Source organism: Kitasatospora sp. NPDC101801 (assembly GCF_044766665.1).
Taxonomy (GTDB): domain Bacteria; phylum Actinomycetota; class Actinomycetes; order Streptomycetales; family Streptomycetaceae; genus Kitasatospora.
Genome location: NZ_JBIWML010000001.1, coordinates 701,030 through 715,866 on the forward strand (window position 1 = coordinate 701,030; position 14,837 = coordinate 715,866).

The following is a 14,837-nucleotide window of genomic DNA, read 5'->3' on the forward strand; positions in this document are numbered from 1 at the left end:
TCCTCTCCCTCCCCCCCGGGGCGGGGGGGGCGCGGGGGGGGGGGGGGGGGGGGGGGGGGGGGGGCGGGCCCCCCCCGACGCCATGTCAGGGGAGACCCACGAAAGGCTTGGCACGCCGATGGCGCCGCAACCCTTCCAACTGCCGGACTTCTACATGCCGTACCCGGCCCGGCTGAACCCCCACCTGGAGAGCGCCCGCGAGCACTCCAAGGCCTGGGCCCGCGAGATGGTGATGATCGAGGGCTCCGGGATCTGGGACGAGGACGACTTCGACCGGCACGACTACGCGCTGCTCTGCGCGTACACCCATCCGGACTGCGACGCGGCCGAGTTGGCGCTGATCACCGACTGGTACGTCTGGGTGTTCTTCTTCGACGACCACTTCCTGGACATCTTCAAGCGCAGCGGCGACCTGGTCGGCGGCAAGGAGTACCTGGACCGGCTGCCCGCCTACATGCCGCTGGACGACGGCCAGGGCTACCCGGAGCCGACCAACGCGGTCGAGGCCGGGCTCGCCGACCTGTGGGCCCGGTCCGTACCGGCCATGTCGATGGGCTGGCGGAAGCGTTTCGCGGTGGCCACCAAGGCGCTGCTGGACGAGTCGATGTGGGAGCTGGCCAACATCAACGAGGGCCGGGTCGCCAACCCGATCGAGTACATCGCGATGCGCCGCAAGGTCGGCGGCGCGCCCTGGTCGGCCGGTCTGGTGGAGCACGCGGCGGGCGCCGAGGTGCCGGACGTGATCGCGGCCAGCCGCCCGATGGAGGTGCTGCGGGACTCCTTCTCGGACGGGGTGCACCTGCGCAACGACCTGTTCTCCTACCAGCGCGAGGTCGAGGGCGAGGGCGAACTCTCCAACGGCGTCCTGGTCCTGGAGCGCTTCCTGAACTGCTCCACGCAGGAGGCGGCCGAGCGGGTGAACGACCTGCTGACCTCCCGGCTCCAGCAGTTCGAGCACACCGCGCTGACCGAGGTGCCGCTGCTGCTGGCCGAGCACGGGCTGGACACCAGGGCCGCCGCCGACGTGTTCGCCTACGTCAAGGGGCTGCAGGACTGGCAGTCCGGCGGCCACGAGTGGCACCTGCGCTCCAGCCGGTACATGAACGAGTCGGCCGGCGCCGACGCCGCGCTGCCCGGCTACCTGAGCGGCCCGTCCGGGCTCGGCACCTCGGCCGTCCGGCTGTTCGGCTCGGTCGCCCGGACCATGCCCACCCGGCTGCGCAGCTTCACCCGGACGCCGTTCGAGCAGGTCGGCCCGACCGAACTGCCGGACTTCTACCTGCCGTTCAAGAACGACCTGAGCCCGCACCTGGCGCAGTCCAGGGAGAACGTGGTCGGCTGGGCGCACCGGATGGGCCTGCTGGACCTGGTCCCGGGCGTGCCGGGCTCCGGACTGTGGACCGAGGAGAAGCTGCGCGCGTACGACTTCGCGCTCTGCTCGGCCGGCATCCACCCGGACGCCACCCTGGAGCAGCTGGACCTCACCACCGCCTGGCTGACCTGGGGCACCTGGGGCGACGACCTCTACCCGCTGGTCTTCGGCCGCACCGGGGACATGCTCGGCGCCAAGCAGCTGCACCAGCGGATGCTCGGCCTGATGGCGGTCGAGGGGGTGTCACCGATCGTCCCGGTGCACCCGATCGAGATCTCGCTGGCCGACCTGTGGCAGCGGACGGCGGGCCCGATGCCGGTCGAGTCCCGGCGGGACTTCCGCGGCGCGGTCGAACGGATGCTGGAGAGCTGGCTCTGGGAGCTGGCCAACCAGATGCAGAACCACATCCCGGACCCGGTGGACTACATCGAGATGCGCCGGCAGACCTTCGGCTCGGACCTCACCCGGGCGCTGGCCCGGCTGGCCCGGGGCAACAGCATCCCGCCGGAGGTGTTCCTCTCCACCCCGATCGTCGAGCTGGAGGCGGCCGCCGCCGACTACTCCTGCATGATGAACGACGTCTTCTCCTACCAGAAGGAGATCGAGTTCGAGGGCGAGCTGCACAACGCGGTACTGGTGGTGCAGAACTTCCTGGACTGCGACCGGCACCAGGCGCTGGACATCGTGAGCGACCTGATGACCAGTCGGATGAAGCAGTTCGAGCACCTCACCGAGATCGAACTCCCGGCACTGCTGGACGAGTTCGGACTCGAAGCGGAGGCCAGGAGGGAGCTGGAGGGCTACGTCCAGGAGATCCGGCACTGGATGTACGGAATCCTGGTCTGGCACGCCGGCTGCGACCGCTACAACGAGGCCGCACTGCAGCGGCACTTCGCCCCGACCACCACGCCGGTCCGGCAGCCGCTCGGCGGTCCGACCGGCCTGGGGACGTCGGCCGCCAGAGTGCTGGAGCTGATCGGCCGAAGCTGATCCCGAAGGAGGGGCCCGGGTGCGCACCCGGGCCCCTCCTTCGGCACACCGTCCCATTCGGGAACCAATCACACTGGCTGACGATCGGTTAGCCCTTTCGAGGTATTCAGTGTCCAACTGGAGAACCTATCCACCCGGTCGCTCGGTGATCTTCCACGTGAGCGACAACTCCCCTTCGACAGCGCGCCGATGGCTCTGGCGGGCCGTCACGGTCGCCGGCGCGACCGCGCTCTGCTCGGCGCTGGCCGGGGCGGCCGCTCCCGGGGCCCCGCAGGACCACGGGAACCAGGCCGGGTTCGGCCACGAGTGGTGCGTACGGGTCGAGGTGGGCCTCGCACCGGTCACGGTGGACGTCACCACCGGGTTCGCGCTCGGGCTGGAGGACGGCCAGGGGCACGGCCACTGGCCCTGGCCCTGGCCGCCGCACCACCACCCGTGCCCGCCCAAGCCGACGCCGACGCCCACCCCCTCGCCCAAGCCGTCCCCGTCGCCGACCCCCAAGCCCTCGCCGACCCCGACTCCGCCGCCCTCGCCGACCCCCCCGCCGCCTCCGCCTCCGCCGCCGTCCCCCAAGCCGAAGGTGACGCCGCGTCCGACCCCGTCGCCGACGCCGTCGCCGACCCGTGCGGTGGTACCGCCTCCGGTGGTCACCCCGCCCCCGTCGCCGCCGACCGTGACGCCACCGCGCCCCGCTCCCTCACCTGCCGTAACGTTCCGCCGCCCGGCCCCCGTCCCGGCCGCCGCCCCGCCCAAGCGGACCGGCATGCCGCCGACCAGGACCGTGCTGCTGGTGACCGTCCCGGCCGTCCTCGCCGCCGGGGCCCTCCGCCCCCGCGGCCGCTCGTCCGGCGGTGGCCGTGGCCGCTCCTGAACCCGCGCTCCCGGCGAGCACCCCGACCCCTCACCGTCACCGGAACACCGAATTGGAGCTCTCTCATGTCTGAGTGGGTGGCACTCCTCATCGCCATGGTCGCAGTCTGCGCCGTGGTACTGGCGGTCGTCGTACTGCGACAACGTCGGGTCGGTGAGGACGACGACCCGACGGAGACGCCGGACGTCATCGAGTACATGACGATGATGATCGGCGTGGTCTACGCGATCGTCCTCGGCCTCGCCATCGCCGGCGTCTGGGAGGGCATGGGTTCGGCCCAGGCCGACACCCTGCGCGAGGCCCAGGCCCTGCACGAGGTGAGCGCCCGGGCCGAGGTGCTGCCGCCCGACGCCCGGGACAAGGTCCGCAGCGAGGTCGACGCCTACGTCTCGTACGTGGTGAAGACCGAGTGGTCCTACATGTCGGAGCACGAGGAGATCTCAGCCGAGGGCACCGACCTGCTCGCCCAGCTGCGCCGGACGGTGACCGAACGGGCCCCGCAGACCGAGCTGGAGAACCAGGCCTACCAGCCCATGGTGGACCGCATCGCCACCGTCGACGAGGCCCGCAACTCCCGTGGCCAGAGCGTCGGTCCGACCATGCCGGGCGTGGTCTGGTTCGGCCTGGTGGTCGGCGCCCTGGTCACCGTCGGCATGCTCTTCGCGCTCCAGATCCGCCGCTCCACCCGGGAGTTGCTGCTCGCCGCGGCCTTCTCCACCCTGATCGCCTTCCTGCTCTTCCTGATCTGGGACTTCGACAACCCCTTCGGCCGGGGCATCTCGGTCACCGCCCAGCCCTTCATCGACCTCTTCCCCGGCCTCGGCCTGGACTGACCCACCGTCACCCGTCCAGGGGCCCCGCCGGAGCGCTCCGGCGGGCCCTGACGCGTCCGTCACAGGAAACGCCACCAGTCGTCCTGCCCACGGGCCCACGGATCCGGACGCACCCGGGCCAGGTAGACCCGGTCCACCGCGCCAACCACGGACCGGAGTTCCCGGGCGGCACGCAACGGCAGTGCGCGGAGGGCCTGTTCGAGCAGGATCCGGCCGTCGAGGTCCGCCTCCTCGCAGCACGGGCAGAGGGGCTGCTCCCGGCTGGTGTACGGCTCGTGCCGGGCGCTGCCCCGGACGAAGCGTTCCCAGCCCTCGGTCGCGGCCGCGATGCCGCCGGGCCGGTCACGGGCGAGCTCGAAGGCGGCGACCGCCCGCTGGGCGGCTGCGGAGAGGCCGGGCACCACCCGGCGCGGATTGCGGTGGTAGGGCCTGGGCCCCCGGGCGAGGCCCGCGCGGACGCGGGCGGGCGGCTTACGCGCCATGGGCCTTTCGTCGGCTGTTCATGCCGGCATTCTGTCCAACGGCCCCGCTCGTCGTCACCGGGTTTTCCGGGCACTGTCGGTGTGGCGGTGCAGGATGCCGCCATGACGATCACCAACCGGCAGGTGTCCGAGCACCCGTTCCTGCGCGCGCTGTACGCGGACGACTACTACCCGGACCACGTCCTCGACCTGGGCAAGGCGATCCTGCTCCGGCTGTGCGAGCGGATCGAGGCCGAGCGGCCGGCCGACCTGCCGGCGCTGTACCTGCTCACCGAGGTCGCGACCGAGGAGTTCAACGCGCTGGAGGCCGCCTTCGAGGAGGCGGACAGCGAGATCGAGACGGTGGCCCGGGAGGAGATCGCCGAGGACTTCTGGTTCGTCGCCACCGCGTACGGCTTCGCGGACGCGGACGTGGAGGAGCTGATCGCCGCCCGGGACTGGTGAGACGGTTGCCGGTTCGGCAACGATCTTTGGCCCGGGGCGGGGGCCGGGCGGAACATCGTCGGGTAGGCACCCGACGGACGGAGAGCACCTGATGACCACCGAACAGTTCTGGGACGAGCGGTACGGCCAGAGCGACCGGATCTGGAGCGGCGAGCCGAACGCCGCCCTGGTCCGCGAGGTCGCCGGCCTCACCCCCGGCACCGCGCTGGAGCTGGGCTGCGGCGAGGGCGGCGACGCGATCTGGCTGGCCGGGCAGGGCTGGCGGGTCACCGCCTCCGACATCTCCCGGATCGCACTGGCCCGGGCCGCCGAGCACGCCGAGGCCCAGGGGGTCGCCGACCGGATCGACTGGCAGCGGCACGACCTCGCGGCGACCTTCCCGGCCGGCCGGTACGACCTGGTCACCGCCGGTTTCCTCTACTCCCCCGAGCTGCCCAGGACCGAGATCCTGCGCACCGCCGCCGAAGCGGTCACCCCCGGCGGCACCCTGCTGATCCTCGGCCACGGCCCCTGGCCGGACTGGCACCAGGGCCCCCGCCCCGACATCGAACTCCCCACCCCGGACGAGCTCCTCGCCGACCTCGCCCTCCCCGGCTGGCAGGTCCTCACCTGCTCCGAACACGAACGCACCCAGACCGGCCCCGACGGCCAGACCCTGGTCCGGATCGACAACACCCTCAAACTCCGCCGTCCCACCATCGCCTGAGCTCCGGGCGGGCGGCACCGCCGGGTGCTGCGGGTGCCCCGGTGGGGCCCGGGTAGGCTGCCGGGTGCCCCTTCCGACCTGCGTGTTCCGTGCCGAGGTGTCCGTGTTGAGCAGTGTCCCGCCCGTTCTGCCGCCCGGGCCGCCGATCGTGGTGGCCGGGATCGGCGCCGACGGCTGGGGCGGGCTCGGGGAGCAGACCAGGGCGGCGCTGCGGACGGCCGGGGTGGTGCTCGGCGGACCGCGCCAACTCGAGCTGCTGCCCGCCGAGGTGACGGCGGTCCGGGTCGCCTGGCCGACGCCGCTGCGGGCCGCCGTCCCCGGGCTGCTGGCCGAGCACGCGGGCCACGGCCTCGCGGTACTGGCCAGCGGCGACCCGATGTTCTTCGGCATCGGCCGGGCCCTCGCCGAGCTGGCGGGGGCCGACCGGCTGAACGTCCTGCCGCACCCGTCCTCGCTCTCGTACGCCTGCGCCCGGCTGGGCTGGCCGCTGGAGTCCACCGAGCTGGTCAGCCTGGTCGGCCGGCCGTTGGAGACGCTGAACCTCGCGCTGCACCCCGGCCGTCGCGTCCTGGTGCTCAGCGCGGACGCCGGCACCCCCGCCGCCGTGGCCGGACTACTCACCCGCCGGGGCTGGGGCGCGACCCGGCTCCGGGTGCTCGAACAGCTCGGCGGCCCGGCCGAGCACCACCTCGACGGCACCGCCGCCGACTGGCCGCACCCGCCCGGCGACCCGCTCAACGTGATCGCCCTCGACTGCGCCGAGGACGGTCCGCGCTCCTCCGTGGTGCCCGGCCTGCCCGACGACGCGTACGAGTCGGACGGCCAGCTGACCAAGCGTCACGTCCGGGCCGCCACCCTCGCCACCCTGGCCCCGGCGCCCGGCGAACTGCTCTGGGACGTCGGCGGCGGCTCCGGCTCGATCGCGGTCGAGTGGCTGCGCGCGCACCGGGACTGCCAGGCCGTCAGCGTGGAACGCTCCCCCGTCCGGGCCGAGCGGATCACCCGGAACGCCGCCGCCCTCGGCGTGCCCCGGCTCCGGGTGGTCACCGGCCCCGCGCCCGCCGCGCTGCACGGGCTGCCGACCCCCGACGCGATCTTCGTCGGCGGCGGCCTGACCGCCCCCGGCCTGCTGGACGCCTGCTGGGCCGCCCTCCCGCCCGGCGGCCGGCTGGTCGCCAACACCGTGACGCTGGAGTCCGAGGCGCTGCTCACCGAGTGGTACCGACGCCACGGCGGCGAACTGCTCCGGCTGGCGGTGGCGCACGCCGTCCCGGTCGGCGGCTTCACCGGCTGGCGCCAGGCGATGCCGGTCACCCAGTGGTCGGTGGCCAAGGAAACCGAGAGGACCAACGAGGCATGACCGTCTACTTCATCGGCGCGGGCCCCGGCGCCGCCGACTTGATCACCCTGCGCGGCCAGCGCCGGATCGCCGCCAGCCCGGTCTGCCTGTACGCGGGCAGCCTGGTGCCGCGCGAGCTGCTCGCCGAGTGCCCGCCCGACGCCCGGCTGGTCGACACCGCCGACCTGAACCTCGATCAGATCGTCGCCGAGCTGGTCCGCGCCCACCGGGACGGCCAGGACGTGGCCCGGCTGCACTCCGGCGACCCCTCCGTGTTCAGCGCGGTCGCCGAGCAGATGCGCCGCCTCGACGCGGCGGGCGTCCCGTACGAGGTGATCCCCGGCGTGCCCGCCTTCGCCGCGGCGGCGGCCGCGCTCAAGCGCGAGCTGACCGTGCCGACGGTGGGTCAGACCGTCATCCTCACCCGGGTCTCCCGGCAGGCCACCCCGATGCCCGAGGGCGAGGACCTGGCCACCCTCGGCCGCAGCGGCGCCCTGCTGGTGCTGCACCTGGCCACCCGGTACGTGACGAGCGTGGTCGAGGAGCTGCTCCCGCACTACGGCGCGGACTGCCCCGCCGCCGTGGTCGCGATGGCCAGCCGCCCCGACGAACTGGTCCTGCGCGGCACCCTCGCCGACATCGCGGCCCAGGTCGAGGCGGCGGGCGTCCTCCGCACCGCCGTCATCCTGGTCGGCCGTACGCTCGCCGCCTCGCAGTTCCCCGACAGCCACCTCTACTCGGCCGACCGCGACCGCGACCACACCTGCGACTGAGCCTGCGGCCACGCCGACATTTCGGCAGGTGCTCAACCGGCTACGGTCCAGGGGCTCGGGGCTCTGCTGACGTGCGGCTCCGCCGCGTGGGCGAGGAGATCTGGCGTTCGGGTCACTGCGAAAGTCCCTGACCACCTACGCAACGATCACCATTTCCGAGGCCGGCGTCGCCCCTGCGGCGGAGCCGCACGTCAGCAGGGCCCCGAGCCCCTGACTCCGTAGCGGGCTGAGCACCTGCCACCAGTGCGGCCCGCAGGGCTCAGGCGCGGCCGACGATGGCGCCCGCGCGGTCGATGCAGATCACGTCCACCGCGACCGGTGCCCCGCGCAGCACGTCGAGTGCGGTGGCCCGGGCCCCCGCCGCGACCAGGTCGCCGAGCGGGACCCCGGCGGCCGAGCAGAGCTGGATCGCCTCGAGCGCGGTGTTGGCCGCCGCCACGGCTGCCGTGAGTCCCGGGGAGGCACCGCCCTGCCGGGCCAGCGAGGCGAGGTAGCCCTTGTCGACCTGGGAGCGGGCCGAGTGCAGGTCGAGGTGCCCGGCCGCGAGCTTGGAGAGCTTGGCGAAGCCGCCCGCGATGGTCAGCCGGTCGACCGGGTGGCGCTTGACGTACTTGAGCACCGCGCCCGCGAAGTCGCCCATGTCGAGCAGGGCGTCCTCCGGCAGGCCGTGCACCGCGACGGCGACCTTCTCCGAGGTGGAACCGGTGCACCCGGCGACATGGGTCCGCCCGGCCGCCCGGGCCACGTCCACACCGCGCCGGATGCTGTCGATCCAGGCCGAGCAGGAGTACGGCACCACGATGCCGGTGGTCCCCAGGATGGAGAGGCCGCCGAGGATGCCCAGCCGGGGGTTCCAGGTGGAGCGGGCGATCTCCTCGCCGTGGTCGACCGAGATCTCCACCTCGACGTCGCCGGCACCGCCGTACCGGGCGGCCACCTCGGCGATGTGATCGCGCATCAGCTGCCGGGGCACGGGGTTGATCGCGGGCTCACCGACCGGGATCGGCAGCCCGGCCTTGGTGACCGTGCCGACCCCCGGGCCGGCCCGGAAGACCACACCGCTGCCGGGCGGGCCGAGCCGTACGGTGGAGCGGATCAGGGCCCCGTGGGTGACGTCCGGGTCGTCCCCGGCGTCCTTGACCACCCCGGCCATCGCCCGGCCGTCGGCGAGCAGTTCGGCGGCCAGCGCGAAGGCGGGGCGCTGTCCCTTGGGCAGTGTGACGGTCACCGGGTCGGGGAACTCGCCGGTCAGCAGGGCGGTGTAGGCGGCCGTGCTGGCGGCGGTGGCGCAGGCGCCGGTGGTCCAGCCGGGTCGCAGACCGCTGCTCTTCAGCTGGCCGGCCCGGCCTCCCGTAGTCTCAGCAGCCACGTACGTCCCCTGGAGTTCCGTTGCACATCCTGATCCTCGGCGGCACCACCGAAGCCCGTGAGCTCGCCGCCGCCCTGGCCGACCGGCCCGGCCGGACCGCGCCACGGGTCACCAGCTCGCTGGCCGGCCGGGTGGCGCAGCCCCGGCTGCCCGCCGGGGAGGTCCGGGTCGGCGGCTTCGGCGGGGCGGGCGGACTCGCGGACTGGCTGCGGGCCGAGGCGGTGGACGCGGTCATCGATGCCACCCATCCCTTCGCCGGCACCATCAGTCGGAACGCGGCCGAAGCGGCCGCCCAGGTCCATGTTCCCCTGTTGGCCCTGCGTCGTCCCAGCTGGGTGCCGGTTCCCGGGGACCGCTGGCACCCGGTCGGCTCCCTGGAGGCGGCCGCCGCAGCACTGCCGGCCCTCGGCAGCCGGGTCTTCCTGACCACCGGACGCCAGGGGCTGGCCACCTTCGCGGCCCTGGACGACCTCTTCTTCCTGGCCCGCTCGGTGGACGCGCCGGAGCCGCCGATGCCCCGGCGGACCGAGGTGCTGCTCGACCGGGGGCCGTTCACCCTGGACGGCGAGCGGGCGGTGCTCCGCGAGCACCGGATCGACGTGCTGGTCACCAAGGACAGCGGCGGCGCGGCCACCGCCCCCAAGCTCGCCGCCGCCCGCGAACTGGGCCTGCCGGTCGTGCTGGTGCGGCGTCCGGAACCGCCGGCGGGCGTGCCGACGGTCCCGGACGTCCCGTCAGCCCTGGGCTGGCTCGCGCAGCTGTGAGAGCGCGGTCTCCAGCGCCTGGTCGGCCGGCACCGCGACGTCCGGGACGACGCCGACGCCCTCCCAGTTGGTCCCGGTGACCGGGTTGATCGAGCGGGCGGTCGGCACCGTGACCGTGATGTGCGGGGTGAGCGCGAACCGGTCGGTCGGGTGGGCACCGCCCCGGGTGGTCTCACCGATCAGGGTGGCGCGCTTCAGCGCCTGCAGGTTGTAGGCCAGCTCCTCGCCGCCGGAGAAGGTGAAGGCGGCGGTCAGCAGGGTCACCGGGCGGTCCAGGTAGCGCGGCGCCGGGAGGTGCGGGTAGGTCCAGTACTGCCGGGTGGAGTCGGTCTCCCGCTCGTAGATGTCGTTCAGGTGCACCTCGTCGTCGGCGAAGAAGAAGCTGCACCAGAGCGCGACCCCGTTCGGCGAGCCGCCCCGGCAGGTGCGCAGGTCGATCACCAGGCCGTCGGTGTGCGCGACCAGTTGCATGGCGGCGCCGATCGCCTGGTACCCCGCGCCGGCGTCCGGGATGAACTGCAGGTCGAGGTAGCCGACGTTGCCGTCCAGGTGCTCGGCCCTGGCGATACCGAAGTTGCCCTTGCGGTAGTACTCCGCCCAGCGCTCCTTCTCCTCCGCCGGCGAGTCCTCCTTTTCGACCGGCACCGCCTCGTCGCTCCAGAGCAGCCGCAGGTGCTTGTCCGGGCAAACCTCCTGGAGGTGGACGGTCACGGCCGCGCAGAACTCGGGCCCGGCCAGCCCGTCGTACGCACCCTTCTCGGCGTGCCCGCGCACCGCCTGCCCGATCCCGGCGGTCAGCTCGGGGAAGACGTACCGGGTGTCGATCTTGGACAAGGCAGCGTCGAGAATCTCGTTGGTGGAGGTCATGAGCGCGAATGGTACGAGCTGCGCTGCGGGACCACGACCGATTTACCAGCTTCCCGTGCGGCGGTCGGACGGCCGGGAGGGATCATGATGACCGGTGGGGTGGCCCCGCCCACCGCTGCCGCAGGAGCGTCCGATGAACATCAGCAAGTCCGACCAGCTGACCCCCGGGGAGCTGCTCCGTGGACTGAAGCTGGCAAGAAGGCCACAGCGGGTACTCGGCTGGACCCTTACCTCGCTTGCTCTCACCGCCGGCTCGGCGAACCTCGCGCTGGGCAACCTCCCGATCGGGGTGGCCTCGTTGACGGTCGGGACGGGCTACGCCCTGCTGCTGACGGTCGGTTACCGGGCCGTCGCCGCCCGGCAGACCACCCGGATCTGCCGGCCCGGCCGGGCGACCCTGACCGACGAGTTCTACCTGGTGGAGACCGATCTGGAGCGGATCGAGGTGCGGTGGTCGACGCTGCGGCGGCTCCAGGAGACCGACGAGTTCATGCTGTTGCATGGGGCGAAGGGGGCGGTGGCGGTCATCCCCAAGCGAGCATTCGAGGCAGCCGAGTTGGCAGAGCTCAGCGCCTTCGTCGCCCGGCACGACAAGGCCGCCGCAACGGGCGCCCACTGACGGCGACCGGCTCGGTGGGGGGCGTACGGACATTCGTACGCCCTCCCACCTCCCGGATCACGCCTCCGGGTAGCGCCTCGGCGTCCAGACCACCTCGGTGCCGTTGTCCCTGGCCACCGCCTGGGTCTGCGAGGAGCCGACCAGCAGGATGGTCCGCATGTCGACCTCGGCCGGGTCCAGCTCGCCGAGCTTCACGGTGCGGACCCGCTCGGTCGGGCCGCCGACGTCCCGGGCCAGCACCACCGGGGTGTCGGCGGCGCGGTGCTCCAGCAGCAGGTCACGGGCCAGGCCGACCTGGGTGGTGCGGGACTGCGAGCCGGGGTTGTAGAGCGCCAGCACCAGGTCGGCGGCCGCGGCGGCGCGCAGCCGGGCCGCCACCACCTCCCAGGGCTTGAGCCGGTCCGAGAGCGAGACCACCGCGTAGTCGTGACCGAGCGGGGCGCCGGCCCGGGAGGCGGCCGCGTGGGCGGCCGTCATGCCGGGGACGATCCGCACCGGGACGGCGCGGTACGGGTCGGCGCAGGCCGCCTCCAGCACGGCGGTGGCCATCGCGAAGACGCCCGGGTCGCCGGAGGAGACCACCGCGACCCGGTGGCCGCGCCTGGCCAGGTCGAGGGCGAACTCGGCCCGCTCGGCCTCCACCTTGTTGTCCGAGCCGTGCCGCTGCTGCCCGACCCGGACCGGCACCCGGTCGAGGTAGGTGGTGTAGCCCACCAGGTCGGTGGCGGCGGCGAGTTCACCGCGTGCCTCGGGGGTCAGCCAGAGCGGTCCGGCCGGTCCGGTGCCGATCACCACCACCTCGCCGGGGCCCTGGTACGCCGGCGCCGAGGCACCGGCCGCGACCCGGCTGGGCAGCACGGCGACCGAGAAGTACGGCACCGAGTCGGGGTCCACCTCCGCCAGCGGCGCGGTGCGCTCGCCCGGCATGGTGGCCCGCTCCACGTAGTACGCCTCGGCCAGCCGGCCGGAGCGCTCCAGCGCCCGCCGTACGGTCGGGAAGGTCCGGCCGAGCTTCATCACCACGGCCGAGTCGGCCGAGGCCAGCCGGGCCGTCAGCTCCTCCTCCGGCAGCGTGCCGGGCAGGATGGTGAGCGCCTCCTCGGCCTCCACCAGTGCCTTGCCCAGCCGGGCGGCGGCGGCGCTGACCGAGGTCACCCCGGGCACCACCTCGGTCGGGTAGCGGTGCGCGAGGCGCTTGTGCATGTGCTGGTACGAGCCGTAGAACAGCGGGTCGCCCTCGGCCAGCACCACCACCGTGCGGCCCGCGTCCAGGTGTTCGGCCAGCCGGGCGGCGGCCTGCTCGTAGAACTCGTCCAGCGCGCCCCGGTAGCCACCGGGGTGGTCGGTGGTCTCCACCGTGATCGGGTAGACCAGCTTCTCCTCGATCACGCCCGCGCGGAAGTACGGCGCCGCGATCGAGCGGGCGATCGAACGCCCGTGCCGGGCGCTGTGGTAGGCCACCACGTCGGCCTCACCGATCAGCCGGGCACTCTTGACGGTCACCAGCTCCGGGTCGCCGGGGCCGAGCCCGACGCCGTACAGCAGACCGGTCGTACGCTCCGTCATTCTTCCTCGCTCGCAATCGCGTTGATCGCCGCGGCCGCCATCGCGCTGCCGCCGCGCCGGCCCCGCACCACCAGGTGCTCCAGGCCGGCCGGGTGCGCGGCCAGCGCCTCCTTGGACTCGGCCGCGCCGATGAAGCCGACCGGGACGCCGATCACGGCGGCCGGACGCGGCGCACCGGCCTCGATCAGCTCCAGCAGCCGGAACAGCGAGGTCGGCGCGTTGCCGACGGCGACCACCGCGCCCTCCAGGTGCGGCAGCCAGAGCTCCATCGCGGCGGCGCTGCGGGTGTTGCCCAGCTCCTTGGCCAGGCCGGGGACGGCCGGGTCGGAGAGCGTGCAGATCACCTGGTTGTCGGCGGGCAGCCGCTTGCGGGTGACCCCGCTGGCGACCATCGACACGTCGCACAGGATCGGCGCCCCGGCCCGCAGCGCGGCCCGCGCGTCGGCGACCACCCGGGGCGAGTACAGCACGTCCCGCACCAGGTCGGTCATCCCGCAGGCGTGGATCATCCGCACCACGACCTGGGAGACGTCGGCCGGCAGGTGGGCCAGCTCGGCCTCGGCCCGAATGGTGGCAAAGGACTCGCGGTAGATGGCCGCGCCGTCCTTCTCGTACTCGATCACGTGGTCCTCCGGGCCTCGGCTACCGCCTCGGCCATCTGCTCCGTTGTCAGGTCCTGCGAGGTCTGTCCGTCGTTCCGTCGCGCCGCCGCCCGATGCGCCGTCACCCGGTAGCCCTGCCCGGTGGCCAGCACGTCCACCCACTCGCCCGCCGGGTGCCCGCAGCGCCGCTCGCAGCCCGACCAGTGCACCGGCAGGCCGGGTACGCCGCGCTCCAGCGCCGCCGCCGCGTCCGCCCGGACGTCGGCCAGCGACTTGGCGCAGCCCGGTGCGCCGGTGCAGGCGGTGGCCCGCTCCCAGGCCGAGCCGGGCTCGGCCCGCAGCCCGGCCGGGGCCGGGCCGGTGGCGCCCGGGAGCACCACGCTGCGCCAGGGGGTGATCCGCAGCTCGGGGGCGGCCTCGGCGAGCCCGCGCAGCTGCCCGGCGGTCAGCCGTCCGAACCGGGTACCGACCACCAGGCCGCCCGCGAACGGGCCGGGCTCCGGCGGGTCGCAGGTCACCGCGGGCAGCGGGACGCTGCCGGGGTCGAGCAGGTCGGGGACGTCCCGGACGAACCAGGCTCCGGTGCCGGTCGAGCGGAGCGCCCGGACGAACTCCTCGGCGGCGCCGAGCGCGGCCGACACCTCGTCACCCGGCGCGATCCGGCGGGCGGTGCCGGCCCGGCCGAGCCGGAGCAGCGCGCCGCCGCCGGGGGTTGCGATCAATGTCACATCGGCGTCCAGCGCCGCGACGTCCCCGCGTCCGTCGTCCAGCGCGAACAGGAAGAGCCCGGCCAGTCCGGCCGCCAACTCGCTTGCGCAGAGCCGCCGGTCGAGCTCGGTCAGCCAGCCGCGCAGGTCGGCGTGCCCGGCACCGTCCAGCCCGGCGAGCGGGGAGGCGACGATGTTGCGGACCCGCTCGTGGGTCTCCGACGGCAGCAGCCCGGCCGCCCGCAGCCGGCCGCCCAGCTCCGGACCCGAGTCGGCGGGCAGGCCGCGCAGTTGCACGTTGCCGCGCGAGGTCAGCTCCAGCGCACCGTCGCCCAGCTGCTCGGCGATCCCGGCCAGCACCCTCGCCTGACGGTCCGTCAGCAACCCACCGGGCAGCCGGACCCGGGCCAGCGCACCGTCGTCGGCCTGATGCAGCCGGAGCGCCCCCGGACAGGCGTCGCCACCCGCCCGGTCGGGCGGACCGGGGCGTGCTTCGGCAGCGGCAGGCGTGGGTGGCATGGCGGCGAGCATAC

At 73.9% G+C, this 14,837-nt stretch carries 15 protein-coding genes; 9 read left to right on the forward strand and 6 right to left on the reverse strand.

Annotated features, from left to right (window positions below):
* Nucleotides 1-118: 118 nt before the first annotated feature.
* The 3 genes from ACIRPK_RS03065 to ACIRPK_RS03075 all read left to right on the forward strand — a co-directional run bounded on the left by ACIRPK_RS03065 (nt 119) and on the right by ACIRPK_RS03075 (nt 4,066).
* Nucleotides 119-2,362, forward strand: coding sequence for a germacradienol/geosmin synthase (locus tag ACIRPK_RS03065; RefSeq protein WP_403032071.1), 2,244 nt, complete (start codon nt 119-121; stop codon nt 2,360-2,362).
* Between the two features lie 157 nt (nt 2,363-2,519).
* Nucleotides 2,520-3,233, forward strand: coding sequence for a hypothetical protein (locus ACIRPK_RS03070; protein ID WP_403032073.1), 714 nt, complete (start codon nt 2,520-2,522; stop codon nt 3,231-3,233).
* A gap of 65 nt (nt 3,234-3,298) precedes the next feature.
* Nucleotides 3,299-4,066, forward strand: coding sequence for a hypothetical protein (locus ACIRPK_RS03075; RefSeq protein WP_403032075.1), 768 nt, complete (start codon nt 3,299-3,301; stop codon nt 4,064-4,066).
* A 59-nt stretch (nt 4,067-4,125) separates the two neighbouring features.
* Here ACIRPK_RS03075 and ACIRPK_RS03080 read toward each other — a convergent pair whose 3' ends face one another.
* A complete protein-coding gene (locus ACIRPK_RS03080) occupies nt 4,126-4,548 on the reverse strand; it encodes a hypothetical protein (protein ID WP_403032078.1) in 423 nt (140 codons plus the stop codon).
* 102 nt (nt 4,549-4,650) lie between these two features.
* Here ACIRPK_RS03080 and ACIRPK_RS03085 point away from each other — a divergent pair, with 102 nt between their 5' ends.
* From ACIRPK_RS03085 to cobM, 4 genes are all read left to right on the forward strand, one after another.
* Nucleotides 4,651-4,992 (forward strand): DUF5713 family protein, encoded by a 342-nt coding sequence (locus tag ACIRPK_RS03085; RefSeq protein WP_403032080.1) that lies wholly within the window; start codon nt 4,651-4,653, stop codon nt 4,990-4,992.
* A 91-nt stretch (nt 4,993-5,083) separates the two neighbouring features.
* The gene (locus ACIRPK_RS03090) at nt 5,084-5,698 is read left to right on the forward strand and encodes an SAM-dependent methyltransferase (protein WP_403032083.1); all 615 of its coding nucleotides are present in this window, start codon (nt 5,084-5,086) and stop codon (nt 5,696-5,698) included.
* A gap of 106 nt (nt 5,699-5,804) precedes the next feature.
* Entirely contained in the window at nt 5,805-7,058 is a 1,254-nt protein-coding gene (cbiE, locus tag ACIRPK_RS03095) for a precorrin-6y C5,15-methyltransferase (decarboxylating) subunit CbiE (RefSeq protein ID WP_403032086.1), read from the forward strand.
* Entirely contained in the window at nt 7,055-7,810 is a 756-nt protein-coding gene (cobM, locus tag ACIRPK_RS03100) for a precorrin-4 C(11)-methyltransferase (protein WP_403032089.1), read from the forward strand. Before cbiE ends, cobM begins: the two co-directional genes overlap by 4 nt.
* A gap of 259 nt (nt 7,811-8,069) precedes the next feature.
* Here the strand turns inward: cobM and ACIRPK_RS03105 are convergent, their stop codons facing one another.
* Complete coding sequence (locus ACIRPK_RS03105; protein WP_403032092.1) at nt 8,070-9,179, reverse strand: cobalt-precorrin-5B (C(1))-methyltransferase; 1,110 nt, start codon at nt 9,177-9,179, stop codon at nt 8,070-8,072.
* A 20-nt stretch (nt 9,180-9,199) separates the two neighbouring features.
* On the opposite strand from ACIRPK_RS03105, the gene ACIRPK_RS03110 reads away from it, so the two are divergent.
* Nucleotides 9,200-9,943, forward strand: a complete 744-nt coding sequence (locus ACIRPK_RS03110) for a cobalt-precorrin-6A reductase (protein WP_403032095.1) — start codon at nt 9,200-9,202, stop codon at nt 9,941-9,943.
* On the opposite strand, the gene ACIRPK_RS03115 is transcribed toward ACIRPK_RS03110, so the two are convergent.
* A complete protein-coding gene (locus ACIRPK_RS03115; RefSeq protein ID WP_403032098.1) occupies nt 9,914-10,810 on the reverse strand; it encodes a S41 family peptidase in 897 nt (298 codons plus the stop codon). The two genes, ACIRPK_RS03110 and ACIRPK_RS03115, sit on opposite strands and share 30 nt — an antisense overlap.
* A gap of 133 nt (nt 10,811-10,943) precedes the next feature.
* Between ACIRPK_RS03115 and ACIRPK_RS03120 the strand changes: the two genes are divergently transcribed.
* The gene (locus ACIRPK_RS03120; RefSeq protein WP_403032101.1) at nt 10,944-11,429 is read left to right on the forward strand and encodes a YcxB family protein; all 486 of its coding nucleotides are present in this window, start codon (nt 10,944-10,946) and stop codon (nt 11,427-11,429) included.
* Nucleotides 11,430-11,486: 57 nt separating this feature from the next.
* Here ACIRPK_RS03120 and ACIRPK_RS03125 read toward each other — a convergent pair whose 3' ends face one another.
* From ACIRPK_RS03125 to ACIRPK_RS03135, 3 genes are read right to left on the reverse strand one after another with little or no spacing between them, the layout of a single operon-like run.
* The gene (locus tag ACIRPK_RS03125) at nt 11,487-12,995 is read right to left on the reverse strand and encodes a precorrin-2 C(20)-methyltransferase (protein ID WP_403032104.1); all 1,509 of its coding nucleotides are present in this window, start codon (nt 12,993-12,995) and stop codon (nt 11,487-11,489) included.
* Nucleotides 12,992-13,618 (reverse strand): precorrin-8X methylmutase, encoded by a 627-nt coding sequence (locus ACIRPK_RS03130; RefSeq protein WP_403032107.1) that lies wholly within the window; start codon nt 13,616-13,618, stop codon nt 12,992-12,994. The genes ACIRPK_RS03125 and ACIRPK_RS03130 overlap by 4 nt, the downstream gene beginning before the upstream one ends.
* A complete protein-coding gene (locus ACIRPK_RS03135) occupies nt 13,615-14,823 on the reverse strand; it encodes a cobalamin biosynthesis protein CobG (RefSeq protein ID WP_403032110.1) in 1,209 nt (402 codons plus the stop codon). The genes ACIRPK_RS03130 and ACIRPK_RS03135 overlap by 4 nt, the downstream gene beginning before the upstream one ends.
* Nucleotides 14,824-14,837 lie beyond the last annotated feature (14 nt).

Coding starts and splice junctions, on each gene's coding strand:
- ACIRPK_RS03065 (WP_403032071.1), top strand. CDS start 119: ATGGCGCCGCAACCCTTCCAACTGCCGGACTTCTACATGCCGTACCCG.
- ACIRPK_RS03075 (WP_403032075.1), top strand. CDS start 3,299: ATGTCTGAGTGGGTGGCACTCCTCATCGCCATGGTCGCAGTCTGCGCC.
- ACIRPK_RS03080 (WP_403032078.1), bottom strand. CDS start 4,548: ATGGCGCGTAAGCCGCCCGCCCGCGTCCGCGCGGGCCTCGCCCGGGGG.
- ACIRPK_RS03085 (WP_403032080.1), top strand. CDS start 4,651: ATGACGATCACCAACCGGCAGGTGTCCGAGCACCCGTTCCTGCGCGCG.
- ACIRPK_RS03090 (WP_403032083.1), top strand. CDS start 5,084: ATGACCACCGAACAGTTCTGGGACGAGCGGTACGGCCAGAGCGACCGG.
- cobM (WP_403032089.1), top strand. CDS start 7,055: ATGACCGTCTACTTCATCGGCGCGGGCCCCGGCGCCGCCGACTTGATC.
- ACIRPK_RS03115 (WP_403032098.1), bottom strand. CDS start 10,810: ATGACCTCCACCAACGAGATTCTCGACGCTGCCTTGTCCAAGATCGAC.
- ACIRPK_RS03120 (WP_403032101.1), top strand. CDS start 10,944: ATGAACATCAGCAAGTCCGACCAGCTGACCCCCGGGGAGCTGCTCCGT.
- ACIRPK_RS03125 (WP_403032104.1), bottom strand. CDS start 12,995: ATGACGGAGCGTACGACCGGTCTGCTGTACGGCGTCGGGCTCGGCCCC.
- ACIRPK_RS03135 (WP_403032110.1), bottom strand. CDS start 14,823: ATGCCACCCACGCCTGCCGCTGCCGAAGCACGCCCCGGTCCGCCCGAC.